Genomic DNA, 16,604 nt, shown 5'->3' on the forward strand with positions numbered 1-16,604 from the left:
GAATTGATGGTTCGAATTCCCGGAACCCCGACGTCCATGTCCCTCGATCCTGCCCTGCGTTCGCGCATCGAATCCATCCTCAACGCCAACCGCGTCGTGCTGTTCATGAAGGGCCAGCCGTCGATGCCGCAGTGCGGTTTCTCGGCCAAGGCCGTGGGCGCCCTGCAGGACCTGGGCGTCGAGTTCGCCCACGTCAACGTGCTGGCCGACCAGGAAATCCGTGAAGGCATCAAGGCCTATGGCGACTGGCCGACCATCCCGCAGCTGTACATCGACGGCGAACTGGTCGGCGGCAGCGACATCGTGCTGCAGATGGCCGCCAGCGGCGAGCTGAGCAGCGTGCTGGGGCTGCCGGCACCGGACCGTACCCCGCCGAGCATCACCGTCACCCCGGCCGCCGTGGAAATGCTCAAGGGCGCGCTGGCCGATGCCCCGGGCGCGGCCCTGCAGCTGTCCATCGACGCCGGTTTCCAGCCGAACTTCCAGCTGGCCCCGCACGACGAAGGCGCCATCGCTGCCGAGTCCAATGGCCTGCGCGTGCAGTTCGACCTGGCCAGCGCCCGTCGCGCCAACGGCATCACCATCGACTGGGTGGACGACATCCGCGGCAAGGGCCTGGCCATCGACAATCCGAACGCGCCCAAGCCGGTGCAGGAAATCAGCGTGCGCGATGCCGACGACCTGGTGCGTGCCGGCAACATCACCCTGGTGGACGTGCGCCCGGCCGACGAACGTGAGATCGCCGCCGTGGGCGTGCCGTTCAAGACCTTCGACGGCAACGGCCGCGCCGCGCTGGAAGCCCTGCCGAAGGACACCGCACTGGCCTTCATGTGCCACCACGGTGGCCGCAGCGCGCAGGCCGCCGAGCAGTTCCGCGCCCTGGGCTTCACCAAGGTGTTCAACGTGACCGGCGGCATCAACGCCTGGTCGGAAGACGTCGACAACGGCGTGCCGAAGTACTGATTGACGGCGCGGGGTCAGCGCCCTTTCCTGCGGGAAGCGGATCTGGCCCCCGAAAAAAAAGGGGACGGAGGGGATTAAGTCGTTTGTGGCATAAACGACTTAATCCCCTCCGTCCCCTTTTTCAGCCGGCGAATCCGCCTTCGGCCAGGTAGTCCAGTTCCTCCGGCGAGGGAATGCGCCCCAGCACGGCGTTGCGGTGCGGGAAACGGCCGAAGCGGCGGATGATGTCGCGGTGCAGCTCGGCGTACTGCAGGTATTCCTTGTCGCCCAGCACATCGAACATCGCCACCGAACGGTCCTGGTCCAACGGGTCCTCGGAGTGCTCGAACGGCAGGTAGATGAAGGCGCGCAGCTTCGGCACCAGCTGCAGGTCCAGGCCTTCCTCGATGGCGCGCATGGCGTAGTGCCGGGCCAGGCCATCGGTAGCATAGGAATGGGCAGTACCGCGGAAGCAGTTGCGCGGGAACTGGTCCAGCAGCAGCATCAGCGCCAGTGCGCCCTCGGCACTGCCCAGCCAGTGTTCACGCCCACGCGAAGCGGCGGCGAAATGCTCATCCAGGAACAACTGGCGGAACTGCGCGTCGAACGCATCGTCGCGGGCGAACCACTTCGCAGGGCCCGCTTCTTTCCAGAAATCCACCACTTGCGCGGCAACGTCCATCACCTACTCCCCAGGGCCGGCGCGCCGCGCCAGGCCATCATCATCATTCGTCGAAGCGCAGGTGGCGGACCGACTTGCCGTTGCGCCGGATAAGCTTAAGCGCCTCGATACCGATCTGGATATGATTTTCCACGAACTGGGAGCTGACCTTGGCATCGGAGGCCTCGGTCTTGACCCCGTCGGGGATCATCGGCTGGTCCGAGACCAGCAGCAGCGCGCCACTGGGAATGTGGTTGGCGAAACCGGCTGCGAACACGGTGGCGGTTTCCATGTCGATTGCCATGCAGCGCATCGCCCGCAGCCGCTCCTTGAAGGCCTCGTCGTGCTCCCAGACCCGGCGGTTGGTGGTGTAGACGGTGCCGGTCCAGTAGTCGTGGCCGAGGTCGCGGATCATGGTCGAGACTGCACGCTGCAGCGCAAACGCCGGCAAGGCTGGCACTTCCGGCGGCAGGTAGTCGCCCGACGTACCCTCGCCGCGGATCGCCGCGATCGGCAGCACCAGGTCACCCAGCTGGTTCTTGCGCTTGAGGCCACCGCACTTGCCCAGGAACAGTACCGCCTTGGGCATCACTGCCGACAGCAGGTCCATGATGATCGCGGCATTGGGGCTGCCCATGCCGAAGTTGATCATGGTGATGCCGTCGATGGTGGCACTGGCCATCGGCCGGTCCAGGCCGATGATGGGCGCACCGGTCAGCTCGGAAAAGGTGTGCAGGTAGCCGCCGAAGTTGGTCAGCAGGATGTGCTGGCCGAACTGGTCCAGCGGCACGCCGGTGTAGCGCGGCAGCCAGTTGTCGACGATTTCCTGCTTGCTCTTCATGGGCGGTCCGGTACGGCGTGGGGGCCGCCATTGTAGGCGTGCACGGGCCAGCCCACACCTGGGCCGGCAACGAAGAAGGGCGGCCCTGCGGCCGCCCTCCTGGTTTCCCTGCGGTAACCGGCGGCTCAGAAGCGCACCGACCAGCGCAGGTTGGCACTGTGGTCACGGCTTTCGTCGCCATACTGGCCGCTATAGCCCAGCTCCAGCTGCTGGCGTGCGGTCAACCATGCCGACAGCCCCAGTTCGGCCACCACCGTCCTGTCAGCCATCGGGGCACCGCTGACCACGAAGCTGTCGCTGCCGGTGGCAAAGGCGAAGCGGGCCGCCGGGTCGCGATCCCCGCTCGCATGGCGGTACCCGACGCCACCGCGCAGGTGCAGCCAGCTGTCCTGCTGGAACGAAGCCTTCAGGCCCTTGTCAAAACGCAGGCCGGCCGTGGCCACGGTGATACGGAGATCGTCCACCTCACCCTGCAGTGCAGCCGCACCGCCGCGCTCGTTGACGCGCTTCATGTCCACTTCCACACGTGCGAGCTGCAGGTAAGGTTCCAGCCCCGCCTCGCGGCCGCCGAAGCGATAGCTCGCCTCGACGAACGCCTGGCGGGTGCGGCCGTCATAGCGTGCCGCCAGCGTATCGCTGTAACCGGAGAAGGCCAGCTCGCGGGTGCTCTTCACCTCATGCTCGCTCCAGGCCAGGCCACCCCGCAGGCCGAAGGCGCCCCAGTCGTGACTGGCATAGGCCCCCAGGTGCGTATTGTCGACCTTGGCACGCGCACGGCGTCCTTCCTGCTGCTTGGCATCGGTACGGCCGGTACCGGCCAGCATGCCGACCTGCCAGCCGTTGATCTCGCGGTCCACGCCTACCAGCAGGCCGCTGCTGTTGGCTTCGGTGCGTGCGGTGTTGCCATTGCCGTCCAGCGTGGTGCTGCCACCGATGGCCTGTACCCAGACACCCGTGGCGGCGTCGCCGTCTGCTCCCGGCGCGCGTGCACCGACGCGGCGCGACAGTGCGGCATCACGCACGTAGCGGCTGCCCTCGACCAGGGCCATCGCGGTGGCCGCATGCAGCTCGCCGCTGAGGCCGTCCAGTGCAGCGCCTACCTGTTGAGGGAACAGCAGGGTCAGTGGGCGCGGCAGGCCCTGGTTGACCGCCAGCCGGTCGGCCACAGTGGCCACCGCGCGCTGGTTGTCGGTACTGGCGGCACTGGCGAGCGGATTGCCACGGGTGACTTCAATGCGCGCGCCACCGGTGCCATAGGACAGCCCGAATTTCAGGAACGGCGAGAACGCACTGAAGTCGGTGGTGGCGAACTGGCCACGGATTCCGCCGTCGGCACGGATGAAGTTGAACTGCTCACCCAGGTAATAGGTGCCTGCTTCCGGCAGGGCGATCAGGGTGCCGCCCAGGGTGGCGGTACCGGTGACGCGCAACTGGTCACTGTGCCCGCCCGGGGCCAGCTCGGCCTGGTACACACCGGTGGCGGTCTGCACGTAGTCGCCGTTGATGGTCAGCGTGCCGATCGAGTTGCCCGGTGCAACGATACCGGCCACGGTGGTATCGCCCAGCTGGCCGATGCCCTTCAGCGTGCCGTTCGGGCCAACGAGGGTGTGACCACCGCTCTGCGTGCCGTTGAACGACAGCACGCCACCGTTGACGGTCAGATCGGAGCCTGCGAGTACCCCGCCTGCATTCACACGACTGTTGCCCAGGCTGGTCAACGCGCTGTTTTCCAGCCTTCCGTTCAATTCGAACGTCCCCTGCGCGGCCACCGAGGTGTGGGCGCCGCGCTGCACACCGTCGAAGATGACCACGCCACCGTTGACGTTCAGGTCGGAGCCATCCAGCACACCGCGTGCGTTGATATGGCTGGAGCCCCCCTGACTGTTCAGCGCAGTGTTCTTCAACCTGCCATTGAGCAGGAAGCTACCGCCGGCCACGTCCACCGCTCCGGTGAGCGTATTGACGCCATCCAGTTCCAGCACGCCCTCGCGCACCAGCGCACCGTTGAAGCTGTTGTCGCCGCTCAAGCGCAGCCAGCCGATGCCGCTCTTGGTCAGCTTGCCGGGGCCGCCGATGTCGTTGGTCCAGTTGTCCCAGGCATCGCCCTCCCACACTTTCAGGCCACCGGCACGCTGGTTCATCACCACGTTGGTGTCCACGCGCAGCGAACCGTAACCCTCGATGGCCTTGGCCAGGTTCAACAGGCCCCAACCGTAGATGTCGTCGATGCCGGGCGCGCCCAGATCGGTGGTCGTGGTCAGCAGCACATCGCGCACCTGCGCGCTGTCCAGATAGGGGAAGCGTTCAAACAGCAGGCCCAGCGCGCCGGTGACGTGGGGCGCGGCCATGGAGGTTCCACTCAGCAGCGCATAGCCATAGGTAGGCACGCGCTGCTGGATGTCCAGGCTGACATTGCCGTTGGCGTCGATGCCGACGCTGCCGGCCAGGCTGGAATCATCACCATAGGCGGTCGATACGATGTCCGAACCCGGTGCGGCAAGGCACCAGTTGGCACTCAGGCCGCACTTGTTGGAGCGATTGCTCAGGGTCAGGTTGGTACCGACGTTGACCACGCTCAACCAGTACGGCTCGATGTCGGCGAATGCGCGCGGCAGCGTGGCGTAGAGGCCGGCGATGGGGCTCTGCGCAGGCGTCGGAATGAGCGAACTGGTATTGCCGGCCGCCCACACCTGGATCATCCCGCGCGCACGCGATCCGTCGGCAAAGGTGTTCAGGTACTGGCGGTCGTCCGGGTCGTTGTAGATCGCGTCCATGTCCGTCGCTGTCGTCGGTTCCGTGACCAGGCCCCAGCTATGGTTGATGGCACGCACGCCCTGCGCGTTCATCTGGGCATACAGGTCCTGGAAGGCGCTGACTTTCGGGCCGATCGCGCCCAGCGTCACGACCGAGTAGCCAGTCGCCGTACGCTGCCACTCGCGGATGCTGTCGGAGAACAGCCGGCCAACGGTCAGGTCCGAACCGAAGGACACACCGTGCATGCCGCTTCCGTCCCGGTTCGCCGCGATGGTGCCGGCAACGTGCGTACCATGGATCTCGAACTGCATCCCCGGCTGCACATAGGGGCCCGACTCGATGATCCTGCGGATGTTGTCGGGCACGTTGGCGTTGTACCCGACATAGCTGATCTGGACGTCATCGCCATCACTGGCGAAGCAGGCCGCCGGCCCACGCACTGCGGTGGTGTTGGTGCAGCGCGTGCCGTCAGCCATCAGATCGGCGATGCGGACGCTGCGGTTGTCCTTGCCGGCGAATTCCGGATGGTCCAGACCCGTGCCACTGTCGAACACGCCCAGGCGGATGCCGGCACCGGTCAGCCCGCGCGCATAGGCCACGTCGGCATTGATCGCAGCCAGGCCCCAGTCCAGTTCGAATTCACTGGTGCGCCAGCTCGCAGCATCGCCGGGCCTGCCCATGACCGGCTCCGCGGAAGCACCGACGCTGGGAGCCAGCGCCGCCACCGGAATCGCTACCGAGGGAGCGATCATCGCGGGAGCGGAGGCGCTCACTCCGCCTTGCGCGGCGAACGCCGACTGCAGGCTGCGCTGCAGCTGGTAACGGGCCAGGGCGTCGTCACTGTCCTGGGCCAGGACCGGCAGTGCGGTGGCCACCAGCAAGGAACCGACAATGGCCGACGCCAGCGGCGAGGGCAGGAAGGAACGGCGCGAAACGGTCGAACGGCGGAGCTTTGCAGCAGTCATCGGTTGCGTCCTTGATTCCATGAAAGGTACGGGGCCCGGCTCCGTCGTTGGAGCAGGTGCGTAAGCTGGTGATACAGGTCAGCGCAAGACGTAATCAGCCCATCGCTTCATCCAACGTTAATATTTCCTTCACAAATCCTCCATCAGAAAATTCCTACCCCCCCCCACGCCCCTGTCCAAGGTCACTTGGCAAGCCACATCGGCCCCGGCTAGCGTCCGTGGATTCATGTTTCTGGTGAGGGGAACTGCATGGCATCGACGTTGTTGCGCACCGGGGTGGCACTGGCGCTGCTTTCATTGAGCACGGCACCGGCGGTGGGCGCCTCGCGCTTCGTCGCCGATCCCTACCCCAGCACCTACCAGGCACACCCCGATGCACCGGTGCTGATCCAGAACGCGACCGTGCTGACCGGCACCGGCCAGCGCCTGGACAACGCCGACGTGCTGCTGCGCGAGGGCCGCATCGTTGCCGTCGGCCGCCAGTTGCAGGCCGATGCTGGTGTCACCCGCATCGATGCGCAGGGCAAGTGGGTCACACCGGGCCTGATCGACGTGCACTCGCACCTGGGCGTGTACCCCAGCCCGGGCGTCGGCGCGCACAGCGACGGCAACGAGATGACCGCGCCGGTCACCGCCAACGTCTGGGCCGAGCACTCGGTGTGGCCACAGGACCCGGGTTTCGCCACCGCACTGGCCGGCGGCGTGACCAGCATGCAGGTGCTGCCGGGCTCGGCCAACCTGGTCGGTGGTCGTGGTGTGACCCTGAAGAACGTCCCCGCCATCACCTACCAGGCGATGAAGTTCCCCGGCGCGCCGTGGGGGCTGAAAATGGCCTGCGGCGAGAACCCGAAGCGGGTCTACGGCGGAGGCAAGGGCGTCGCTCCGGCCACGCGGATGGGCAACGTTGCCGGTTACCGCGCCGCCTTCATCGATGCCGCCGACTACATCGCCAAGAACAAACCGAAGCCGGCCAAGCGCAAGGGCTGGTTCGGCAGCGACAAGGGCGACAGCGCCGGTGATGCCGGCGGCAAGCGCGATCTCAAGCTGGACACGCTGGCCGGTGCGATCGAGGGCGACATCCGCGTGCATATCCACTGCTACCGCGCCGACGAGATGGCCACCATGCTCGACCTGGCCAAGGAATTCGGCTTCAAGGTGGCCGCCTTCCACCACGGCGTGGAGGCCTACAAGCTGGCCGACCGGCTGGCCGCCGACGGCGTCTGCGGCGCGCTGTGGGCCGACTGGTGGGGCTTCAAGATGGAAGCCTTCGACGGCATTCCGGAGAACATCGCACTGGTCGATCGGCCGAAGAACAGCTGCGCCATCGTCCATTCCGACTCCCCCGAAGGCATCCAGCGCCTGAACCAGGAAGCGGCCAAGGTGATCGCCGCCGCGCGCCGCGCACGCATGCCGGAGATCCCCCCCGAACACGCCATCACCTGGATGACCGCCAACGCCGCCAGGGCGCTGGGGATTGAAGGCCAGACCGGCACCCTGGAGGCCGGCAAGATGGCCGACGTGGTGGTGTGGAACGGCAACCCCTTCAGCTCGTACGCGCTGGCCGAGCAGGTCTTCATCGACGGCCGCCGCCTGTACGACCGCAGCGCACCTGCGGCCACGCCACGTTCCGACTTCCAGCTTGGCCAGGAGGTGCACTGATGGGCGCGTTGAACAAGCGTCGCCGGGCATGGCTCGGCGCTACGGTCATGGTGCTGGCCTGCCTCTCCGCATCCGTGCAGGCGCAGGACCTGCTGGTGCGCAACGCGACCGTACACACGGCCAGCGCGCGCGGCAGCCTGCAGCACGCCGATGTGCTGGTGCAGGGCGGGATCATCCGCGCCGTCGGCAGCGGGCTGTCCGCCCCGGCCGGGGCCAGCGTGGTCGAGGCCGATGGCCGCCCGCTGACACCGGCGCTGTTCGGGGGCATCACCGAGATCGGCATCGAAGAGGTCTCCGGTGAAGCGAGCACGGTCGACAGCACGTTGAAGATCGGCGAACAACCGTTGCGCCCCGAGTTCGATGTCACCCTGGCGTACAACCCGGCCTCGGTGCTGATCCCGGTGGCGCGCCTGGACGGCATCGGCTTCACCGCCCTGGGGGCGGCCACCGGTGGCGGCTTCGTTGCAGGCCAGGGTGGCGTGATGCGGCTGGACGGCAGCGCCGATCCCCTCGGGCCGCGCGCGCTGTTCCTGCGCCTGGGATCGGCCGCAGTGGAGCTGACCGGGCATTCGCGTGCGGCGCAATGGATGCTGCTGCAGCAGATGGTGGACGAGGCACGCGGCCAGGTCGCCGCGGACTCGCCGCATGCGCTGCTGACCCCGGCCGGGCGCCGCACGCTGGGCCGCTACCTGGCCGGCCAGGGCCGCATTGTGGTGGAGGTGGACCGCGCGGCGGACATCCGCCAGCTGCTGCGCTGGGCCGCCCGCGAGAAAGTGAAGATCGCCATCGCCGGTGGCAGCGAAGCCTGGCAGCTGGCGCCGGAGCTGGCCGCCGCACAGGTACCGGTGTTCGTCGATGTGCTGTCCAACCTGCCGGCGAGCTTCGACCAGATCGGTGCAACCCTGGAAAATGCGGCACGCCTGCAGCGTTCCGGCGTGGCGGTCTCGTTCGTGCAGCGAGGCGACGCCTCGCACAACGCCCGCAAGATGCGCCAGCTGGCCGGCAATGCCGTGGCCAACGGTTTGCCCTGGGCCGACGGCCTGGCCGGCCTGACCCGGGTGCCGGCGCAGGCGTTCGGCGTGGCCGACCAGATCGGCAGCATCGAGCCGGGCAAGCGTGCCGACCTGGTGCTGTGGGAGGGCGACCCGCTGGACGTGGCGCACTATGCCGAACAGGTCTGGCTGGGCGGCCGGGCGATGCCGATGCGCTCGCGCCAGACCGAACTGCGCGACCGCTACCTGCAGCGCAACGCGCAGCCCTGACCTCCAGTTATCCAAGGAAACCCGCATGGCCACCCTGCGCTGGTACTTCGACTTCGTCTCGCCCTATTCCTACCTGCACTGGCAGAAGCTGAAGCAGCTGCCCCAGTTCGCACGGATCCAGACCGTGCCGATCGCCTTCGGTGCCGTGCTGCATCACCTGGGCAACCTCGGGCCGGCCGAGATTCCGGCCAAGCGCCGCTTCATGTACCGCCAGCTGCTGTGGACTGCGCAGGCCGAAGGAACACCGCTGCGGTTCCCGCCGGGCCACCCGTTCAACCCGTTGTCTGCCCTGCGGCTGTGCCTGGCCGCCGGTGGCAGCGTGCAGGCGGTAGACGTGCTGTTCGACTGGATCTGGCGCGACGGCAATGCCGCCGATAGCGCCGAGGCCCTGCGCGAACCGGCTGCGCGGCTGGGGATCGAGGATGTCGCCAGCGCCACCGCGGCCCCCGCGGTCAAGGAGCAGCTGCGGAGGAACACCGAGGCCGCCATTGCTGCCGGCGTGTTCGGCGTACCGACCCTGGCCATCGATGACGAACTGTTCTGGGGCAACGACGCCCATCCGTTGATGGCCGCCGTGCTGGCCGATCCCGCCCTGCTGCAGCAGCCCGAATGGCAGCGCCTGGCCGAACTTCCGGTGGCCGTGCAGCGCAGTCGCTGAACAGGGCCTGGCGCGCTTCCCTCGCGCGCCACGCCAGAATTTGAGATAGATTTCACGTTTCCGAACCTACAACCGCCCTGGAGGGGGAGCCGCGGATGCGCATCGGAATCGTCGTCGACTCGGCCTGCGACCTGCCGCAGGACTTCATTGCCGAGCACAACATCGTGCTGCTGCCGATCACCGTACGAATCGGTGAAGCGGTTCTGGCCGATCATCGCGATGAGCAGGCCACGCTGAGTTTCCTGCATGCACACGTGGCCGAGCACGGTGCCGAGGCGGAGACCATCCCCTTCAGTGTCAACCAGATCCGCGACCTGTTCCTGCAGCAGCTGGTGATCGATTACGACCACGTGTTCTGCATGACCATCACCAAGACCCGCAGCCCGATCCACGACAATGCGCTGCAGGCCAGCTTCGCCATCCTCAACGATTACAAGCCGGTGCGGCAGGCAGCGGGCTACAACTCGCCGTTCGCCCTGCGCGTGCTCGATACCCAGAACCTGTTCGCTGCGCAGGCCGTGACCGCAGTGGAGGCGGTTCGCCTGCGTGACAGTGGTGCCAGCGTGCAGCAGATCCGCGAACGGCTGGAAGAACTGGCCGGCAATGTGCACGGCTACATGATCACCCGCGACCTGTACTACATGCGCGCGCGTGCACGACACAAGGGTGACCGCAGCGTCGGCCTGCTCAGCGCCGCACTGGGCAGCGCGCTGGACATCAAGCCGGTGCTGCACGGCTACCGTGGCCAGACCGGGCCGGTGGCCAAGATCAAGGGCTTCGACAGTGCCGTGCAGAAGCTGTTCGCGGTGGTCAGCCAGCGCGTGCGTGCCGGGCTGATGACGCCGACGGTATGCGTCAGCTACGGCGGTGAGCTGGATGAGCTGCGCAGCCTGCCCGGCTACGCACAGATGAAGGAGGTCTGCGCCGGCCATGGCGTGACCGTGTACGAATCGGTGATGAGCCTGACCGGCATGGTCAATGTCGGCAAGGGCGCGGTCACGGTGGGTTTCGCCGATGGGCCACATCGGTTCGAGTGATGCCCCGACGCGGCGCGAATCTGCACACCGATTCCACCGTGGTTGTGCCAGCCTTGCCGCACTTCAAGGAGAACTTCATGCCTGCGCAGTACCACATCAGCCTGCCCGATCCGTCCAAGGCCCGCGGCAACGACCCTGACCTGTCCTTCCATTCGCAGGGCGCCGCCGGTTTCGCCGAAGAGCTGCAGGACGCCCTGCGCAGCGGCACGCTGTTCGAGCGCTGGAAAGCCAAGCAACCCGACCCGGATGCGGTGGAACCGCAGTGGGGCGTGACCGATCCGGACGCCACCGTGACCGGCGAGCAGAAGGACCTGCGCATCAACCTGGTCGCCACCACCCGTATCGACAGTGACGTGTTCAAGCAGCGCCTGCGCCTGCTGGCCGGCCACCACTGGGAACTGCGCGACGTGCGTTGAGGCCACGTCGTGGTAGTGCCGGCCGCTGGCCGGCAACCGAGGAGATGCCGGCCACCGGCCGGCACTACCCAGTGTGATGTCCCTGGACGGGCGGCACGCCATGGGCTGGTCCGCTCAACAGTCCATGGTGCCGTGCGCGTTGCCCTCGTCATCCAGCACGCGCGCATGCAGGACCACCCGGTTGCGGCCGGCACGCTTGGCGGCATACAGGCCGGCATCGGCGTCTGCCAGCAACTGATCGGCACTGGCCAGCGCCGGCGGATGCAGGTAACCCACGCCGACGCTGATGCTGACCGGGCCTTCCGGCAATGGCAGCGCTTCGACCGCTTCGCGCAGGCGCTCGGCCAGCGCCAGCACGCCCGACAGTGGGCTTCCAGGCACGATGACAGCGAATTCTTCACCGCCATAACGCGCAACGCTGTCACTGCCGCGACCTGCGACGCCCTTCAGCACCCCGGCCACCGCCTGCAGGCAACGATCACCGGCCGGATGGCCGTGCCGGTCGTTGAAGGCCTTGAAGTGGTCGATATCCACCAGCAGCAGGCCCAGCTCGGTGCCGCTGCGCCGCGCGCGATTCCACTCGGAGGTCAGCCGCGCGTCGAACTCGCGGCGATTGGCCACGCCGGTGAGGCCATCCTGCCGCGCCAGTTGATCCAGCGCCGCCTGACGCTCCAGCAGATCGGTCTGCAGCAGGACGCTGCGCAGGCCGAAACCAAGGGTGGCTACGACGAAGCCCGCGACGGCCAACGGCCGCGCATGATCGACCACCAGCGTGCCGACCACCAGCAGCAGCAACGGCAGGATGATCGGACCGGCGGCCTGCACCGTCCTCGCCAGCCGCGGGTGTGCCGTGGTGCCTGTGTCCGGCGCCGTGTCCAGCGCCATGCAGGCGATCAGCAGAAAAGGTACGTCGATCAGCAGGTCGTTGAACGCACCGAATGCATCATCGGAGGTGTAGTGGTTGATGTAGTAGGCCACCAGCAGATAGGCCAGCGCGTACAACGCCAGTGCACGGAAGAACCTGCGCCGTTCGGGCACGTCGCCGGCCAGCCATCGCACCACGGCGAACGCGGCGATACACAGGTTCTGGATGTCGAACATGCGCTGCATGTTGGACATGGCATGGGCGTCGACCTCGACACGGGCGGCGAACGATGCGGTGTGCACGAAAAACAGCACACCCAGCAGCGCCGCCATCGCCGCATCGATCAGGCTGATGCTCGGGCGCTCGCGGCGTGCCCGGGCCAGGATGAACACCAGCGGCACGCCATACAGCACGTACAACAACAGGCTGACGCGTGGGGTGAAGTCAGCCCGGCCGGCGCCCAGCGCATCCACCATGTTGAACGTCATGCCACCGGCCCACAGCAGCAGTGCCATCGCGGTAGAACGCCAGCCCAGAGCGGCGCGGTCACGTTGCGCCCGCACCAGGCACGCGGCGGCGGCCAGCAGCGGTGCGCCGGTCAGGAACAGGAAAGAGCCCACGCCCGCCGGGCTCGGCCAGAACGCCACGGCCAGCCCATGGCAGAGCACGTACAGCAGCGCCAGCACTACCGGCATGCATCCCCCCGATCCGCAAGGCCGTCTGAGCGCACGATAGCGCGCCGGCACGCCACAGCGGCGTGATCCACTGCGGCAAAACGACACTCCGCGTGCATCACCATGGTAGTGCCGGCCGCTGGCCGGCAACCCGCAGCCCTGTGATCCCCTGGGATTGCCGGCCAGCGGCCGGCACTACCGGAAAGCCCTCAGGCGTGCAGGGCGCGAGCGTGGTGGGCGACGTGCTCGCCGATGAAGCTGGCGATGAAATAGTAGCTGTGGTCGTAGCCCGGCTGCAGGCGCAGGGTCAGCGGATGGCCGGCTGCGGCGCAGGCCTCCTGCAGGCGCTGCGGCTGCAGCTGGGTCTGCAGGAACTCGTCCGCCTCGCCCTGGTCGACCAGCAACGGCAGGCGCTCGCTGGCCGTCGCCAGCAACGCACACGCGTCCCACTGCGCCCAGTCGGCTGGGTTGTCGCCCAGATAAGCCGTGAACGCCTTCTGCCCCCACGGTACGTGGCTGGGCGCGACGATCGGCGAGAACGCCGACACACTGCGGTAGCGCCCCGGGTTGCGCAGCGCGATCACCAGCGCACCATGGCCACCCATCGAGTGGCCGCTGATGCCACGCGCCCCGGTGACCGGGAAGTTCGCCTCGATCAGCGCCGGCAGTTCCTGCGCCACATAGTCATGCATGCGGTAGTGCTTCGCCCACGGTGCACGGGTGGCGTTGAGGTAGAACCCCGCCCCCTTGCCGAGGTCATAGCCCTCGGCATCGGCCACGTCATCACCGCGCGGGCTGGTATCCGGCGCGACGATGATTACGCCGTGCTCGGCTGCATAGCGCTGCGCACCGGCCTTGGTGATGAAATTCTGCTCGGTGCAGGTCAGCCCGCTCAGCCAATACAGCACCGGCAGCTTCTGCGTTTCCGCCTGCGGCGGCAGGTACACGGCGAACTGCATGTCGCAGCCCAGCGTGGTCGAACGATGGCGGTAAACATCCTGCCAACCGCCGAAACAGGCGCGGTGTTCAATACGTTCCATGGAACTCTCCTGCGTGCCGGCGTCAGCCGTCACGTGTGTTGATCAACTCATCCAGCTGCGACAGCAGGCGCAGCAGCGGTTCGACACCAGGCTGGCCGTCCAGGTTGCGGTACGCTGCGACCGCCACGTCACTGCGCGGTGGCCATTGGCCATCGGCGCGGGCTTCGTGCAGGCGCGGCAGGAACACCTGCGCCAGCCAGTGCTCGAACGGCATTTCATCAATGCCGAAGGGTGAGTCCACTGCGCGCGGCGGACCCACGACGCCTTCGACCCAACCCAGCACGCGCAACGCCTGCTCGATCGGATCAACCAGGGCCGCGCGCGGATCTTCCGCACGCGGCCTGCGCAAGGCATCGAACCAGCCCACGCTGCGGCTCAGTAATGGACCACCGAACGGATCGACTTGCCTTCATGCATCAGGTCGAAGGCATCGTTGATCTTGTCCAGGCCCATGGTGTGGGTGACGAACGGGGCCAGTTCGATGTCGCCCTTCATCGCGTCCTCGACCATGCCCGGCAGCTGGCTGCGGCCCTTCACGCCACCGAAGGCAGTGCCCATCCACTTGCGGCCGGTCACCAGCTGGAACGGGCGGGTGGAGATCTCCTGCCCGGCACCGGCCACGCCGATCACCACGCTCTGGCCCCAGCCACGGTGCGCGCATTCCAGCGCCGCACGCATCACGTTGACGTTGCCGATGCACTCGAAGCTGTGGTCCACGCCCCAGGTGGTCATTTCAACGATGACCTGCTGGATCGGCTTGTCGAAGTCCTTCGGGTTGATGCAGTCGGTGGCGCCGAATTCGCGCGCCAGTTCGAACTTGGACGGATTGGTGTCCACCGCGATGATGCGGCCGGCCTTGGCCTGGCGCGCACCCTGGATCACCGCCAGGCCGATGCCACCCAGGCCGAACACCGCCACGCTGTCACCTTCCTGCACCTTGGCGGTGTTGTGCACCGCGCCGATGCCGGTGGTGACACCGCAGCCGAGCAGGCAGACGTGTTCCGGGTTGGCGTCCGGGTTGATCTTCGCCAGCGAGACTTCGGCAACGACGGTGTACTCACTGAAGGTCGAGCAGCCCATGTAGTGGTACAGCGGCTCGCCGTTGTAGCTGAAGCGGCTGGTGCCGTCGGGCATCACGCCCTTGCCCTGGGTGGCGCGCACGGCCACGCACAGGTTGGTCTTGCCGCTCTTGCAGAACAGGCATTCGCCACACTCGGCGGTATACAGCGGAATCACGTGGTCGCCCGGCTTGACGCTGGTCACGCCCTCGCCCACTTCCACCACGATGCCCGCACCTTCATGGCCCAGCACCACCGGGAACAGGCCTTCCGGGTCATCGCCGGACAGGGTGAACGCATCGGTGTGGCAGACACCGGTATGGGTGATTTTCACCAGCACTTCGCCCTTCTTCGGCGGGGCGACGTCGATCTCGACGATCTGCAGCGGCTGGCCGGGACCAAAGGCGACGGCGGCACGGGACTTCATGATGGCTTCTCCAGGGACAGGCAATGACAGGATGGGCGGCGCCATGTTGCGCCGTCGTTTATTTCAGGTACGAGCGGATCAACGCGCTCATGTCGCGCACGCGTTCGGCGCGTTGCTCGTCGGAGGCGGCGGGCTGGCCGAATTCCTCGCGCAGATGGGCCTCCATCACCTCGGACATCAGGCCGTTGACCGCGCCACGAATGGCGGCGATCTGCTGCAGCACCGGCCCGCAGTCGGCGCCGGCTTCCAGCGCGCGGTCAAGCGCATCGCACTGGCCGCGGATGCGGCGCACGCGGACCAGGACCTTCTTCTTCTCTTCGGGGGAGTGCGGCATGGCGAACCACCCAGGAACTATACTGGGGGATAGTATACAAGCAGCCAGCAGGAACTCAATCGTGGCCAGCTCAGTCGAACAATCCCTCACCCGCCAACCGCGCCAGCTCATCCACCACGTAGCGCACCTTCGGCCGCAGGTGGCGGGTTGGCGGCCACAGCGCATGGATGTCGATATGCCGCTGCATGTGCGCATCCAGCACCGAGTGCAGCGCGCCGGATTCCAGGTGCCGGCGCACCAGTGACTCCGGCATCTGGCAGATGCCCAGCCCAGCAATGGCGCCGTCGATCACTGCATCGCCGTCGTTGAGCTGGTAGGCCGCATTCGGGATGAACGTTCCTTCGGCATCATCACTGCCAATCCGCCACGCCACCGGTTGCCCGTGGCGGAAGCCGACGATGCTGCGGTGCTGTGCCAGTTCCTCCACGGTCGCAGGCACACCATGCGCCTGCAGGTACTCCGGCGATGCGCAGGTGACCAGGCGCTGGCGACCCAGCCGGCGCGCGACCAGGTGCTCTGCGTGGTGCAGCCCGCCGAAGCGGATCAGCAGGTCGATGCCCTCTTCGACCGGATCGACGAAGTGATCGGTGAAGGTCATCGTCAGCTGCAGGTCCGGGTACTGCCGGCACAGGCGCAACAGCACCGGCAGCACCACCAGCCGCCCGAACGAGGATGGCATGTCGATGCGCAGCCGTCCGCTGGGCAGGCCGGCCGACCCCAGGCAGGCCTCGGCGGCGGAGATTTCTTCCAGCGCCGCCGCACACGATGCGTAGTACGCTTCGCCGTCGGTGGTCAGCGCGATGCGCCGCGTGGTGCGGTGAAACAGGCGCACGCCCAGCCGCGCTTCCAGCCGGGCGATGGCCTTGCCCACCGCCGAGCGCGAGATGCCCAGCGCGTCGGCAGCCTCGGTGAAGCTGCCTGAGCGGGCCGTGGTAACGAACGTGACCAGGCCATTCAATGATTCCAGCGGCAGCATCTATCGCGCTCCATTGGGGACAAATCGTCCCGCAT

General features: G+C 67.2%; 15 protein-coding genes. 6 read left to right on the forward strand and 9 right to left on the reverse strand.

From position 1 onward, the window contains the following. The first annotated feature begins 36 nt into the window (after positions 1–36). The gene (grxD, locus tag PEM_RS14435) at positions 37–963 is read left to right on the forward strand and encodes a Grx4 family monothiol glutaredoxin (RefSeq protein WP_005419209.1); all 927 of its coding nucleotides are present in this window, start codon (positions 37–39) and stop codon (positions 961–963) included. Positions 964–1,084: 121 nt separating this feature from the next. Here grxD and PEM_RS14440 read toward each other — a convergent pair whose 3' ends face one another. The 3 genes from PEM_RS14440 to PEM_RS14450 form a co-directional block, all read right to left on the reverse strand. Continuing rightward, positions 1,085–1,624 carry a DUF924 family protein gene (locus tag PEM_RS14440; RefSeq protein ID WP_005419210.1) on the reverse strand — a complete coding sequence of 180 codons (540 nt, stop codon included), beginning with the start codon at positions 1,622–1,624 and terminating at the stop codon, positions 1,085–1,087. A 43-nt stretch (positions 1,625–1,667) separates the two neighbouring features. Next, on the reverse strand, positions 1,668–2,444 hold the full coding sequence (locus tag PEM_RS14445) for an AMP nucleosidase (protein WP_049415280.1): 777 nt from the start codon (positions 2,442–2,444) through the stop codon (positions 1,668–1,670). A 125-nt stretch (positions 2,445–2,569) separates the two neighbouring features. Next, positions 2,570–6,163 carry an autotransporter serine protease gene (locus PEM_RS14450; RefSeq protein WP_111127549.1) on the reverse strand — a complete coding sequence of 1,198 codons (3,594 nt, stop codon included), beginning with the start codon at positions 6,161–6,163 and terminating at the stop codon, positions 2,570–2,572. A 249-nt stretch (positions 6,164–6,412) separates the two neighbouring features. Here PEM_RS14450 and PEM_RS14455 point away from each other — a divergent pair, with 249 nt between their 5' ends. The 5 genes from PEM_RS14455 to PEM_RS14475 all read left to right on the forward strand — a co-directional run bounded on the left by PEM_RS14455 (position 6,413) and on the right by PEM_RS14475 (position 11,195). Beyond that, positions 6,413–7,822: an amidohydrolase gene (locus PEM_RS14455; protein WP_065185374.1), complete on the forward strand. Its 1,410-nt coding sequence runs from the start codon at positions 6,413–6,415 to the stop codon at positions 7,820–7,822. After that, a complete protein-coding gene (locus PEM_RS14460) occupies positions 7,822–9,084 on the forward strand; it encodes an amidohydrolase family protein (protein ID WP_069139211.1) in 1,263 nt (420 codons plus the stop codon). The genes PEM_RS14455 and PEM_RS14460 overlap by 1 nt, the downstream gene beginning before the upstream one ends. A 25-nt stretch (positions 9,085–9,109) precedes the next feature. Continuing rightward, positions 9,110–9,742 carry a 2-hydroxychromene-2-carboxylate isomerase gene (locus tag PEM_RS14465; RefSeq protein ID WP_065185376.1) on the forward strand — a complete coding sequence of 211 codons (633 nt, stop codon included), beginning with the start codon at positions 9,110–9,112 and terminating at the stop codon, positions 9,740–9,742. Positions 9,743–9,837: 95 nt separating this feature from the next. Then, positions 9,838–10,779, forward strand: a complete 942-nt coding sequence (locus PEM_RS14470) for a DegV family protein (RefSeq protein WP_053501128.1) — start codon at positions 9,838–9,840, stop codon at positions 10,777–10,779. 77 nt (positions 10,780–10,856) lie between these two features. Next, positions 10,857–11,195 (forward strand): hypothetical protein, encoded by a 339-nt coding sequence (locus tag PEM_RS14475; protein ID WP_006469105.1) that lies wholly within the window; start codon positions 10,857–10,859, stop codon positions 11,193–11,195. Between the two features lie 114 nt (positions 11,196–11,309). Here PEM_RS14475 and PEM_RS14480 read toward each other — a convergent pair whose 3' ends face one another. The 6 genes from PEM_RS14480 to PEM_RS14505 form a co-directional block, all read right to left on the reverse strand. Then, positions 11,310–12,755 carry a GGDEF domain-containing protein gene (locus tag PEM_RS14480; RefSeq protein WP_065196463.1) on the reverse strand — a complete coding sequence of 482 codons (1,446 nt, stop codon included), beginning with the start codon at positions 12,753–12,755 and terminating at the stop codon, positions 11,310–11,312. A 188-nt stretch (positions 12,756–12,943) separates the two neighbouring features. Beyond that, a complete protein-coding gene (gene fghA / locus PEM_RS14485) occupies positions 12,944–13,774 on the reverse strand; it encodes an S-formylglutathione hydrolase (RefSeq protein WP_005419242.1) in 831 nt (276 codons plus the stop codon). 22 nt (positions 13,775–13,796) lie between these two features. After that, entirely contained in the window at positions 13,797–14,141 is a 345-nt protein-coding gene (locus PEM_RS14490; RefSeq protein ID WP_005419244.1) for a YqcC family protein, read from the reverse strand. An 8-nt stretch (positions 14,142–14,149) separates the two neighbouring features. Next, positions 14,150–15,259, reverse strand: coding sequence for an S-(hydroxymethyl)glutathione dehydrogenase/class III alcohol dehydrogenase (locus PEM_RS14495; protein ID WP_111127551.1), 1,110 nt, complete (start codon positions 15,257–15,259; stop codon positions 14,150–14,152). Positions 15,260–15,317: 58 nt separating this feature from the next. Continuing rightward, positions 15,318–15,593 (reverse strand): formaldehyde-responsive transcriptional repressor FrmR, encoded by a 276-nt coding sequence (gene frmR, locus PEM_RS14500; protein ID WP_111127553.1) that lies wholly within the window; start codon positions 15,591–15,593, stop codon positions 15,318–15,320. Between the two features lie 70 nt (positions 15,594–15,663). After that, complete coding sequence (locus PEM_RS14505; protein WP_111127555.1) at positions 15,664–16,569, reverse strand: LysR family transcriptional regulator; 906 nt, start codon at positions 16,567–16,569, stop codon at positions 15,664–15,666. Positions 16,570–16,604 lie beyond the last annotated feature (35 nt).

Source organism: Stenotrophomonas sp. Pemsol, assembly GCF_003586545.1.
GTDB classification, from domain to species: Bacteria; Pseudomonadota; Gammaproteobacteria; order Xanthomonadales; family Xanthomonadaceae; genus Stenotrophomonas; species Stenotrophomonas sepilia.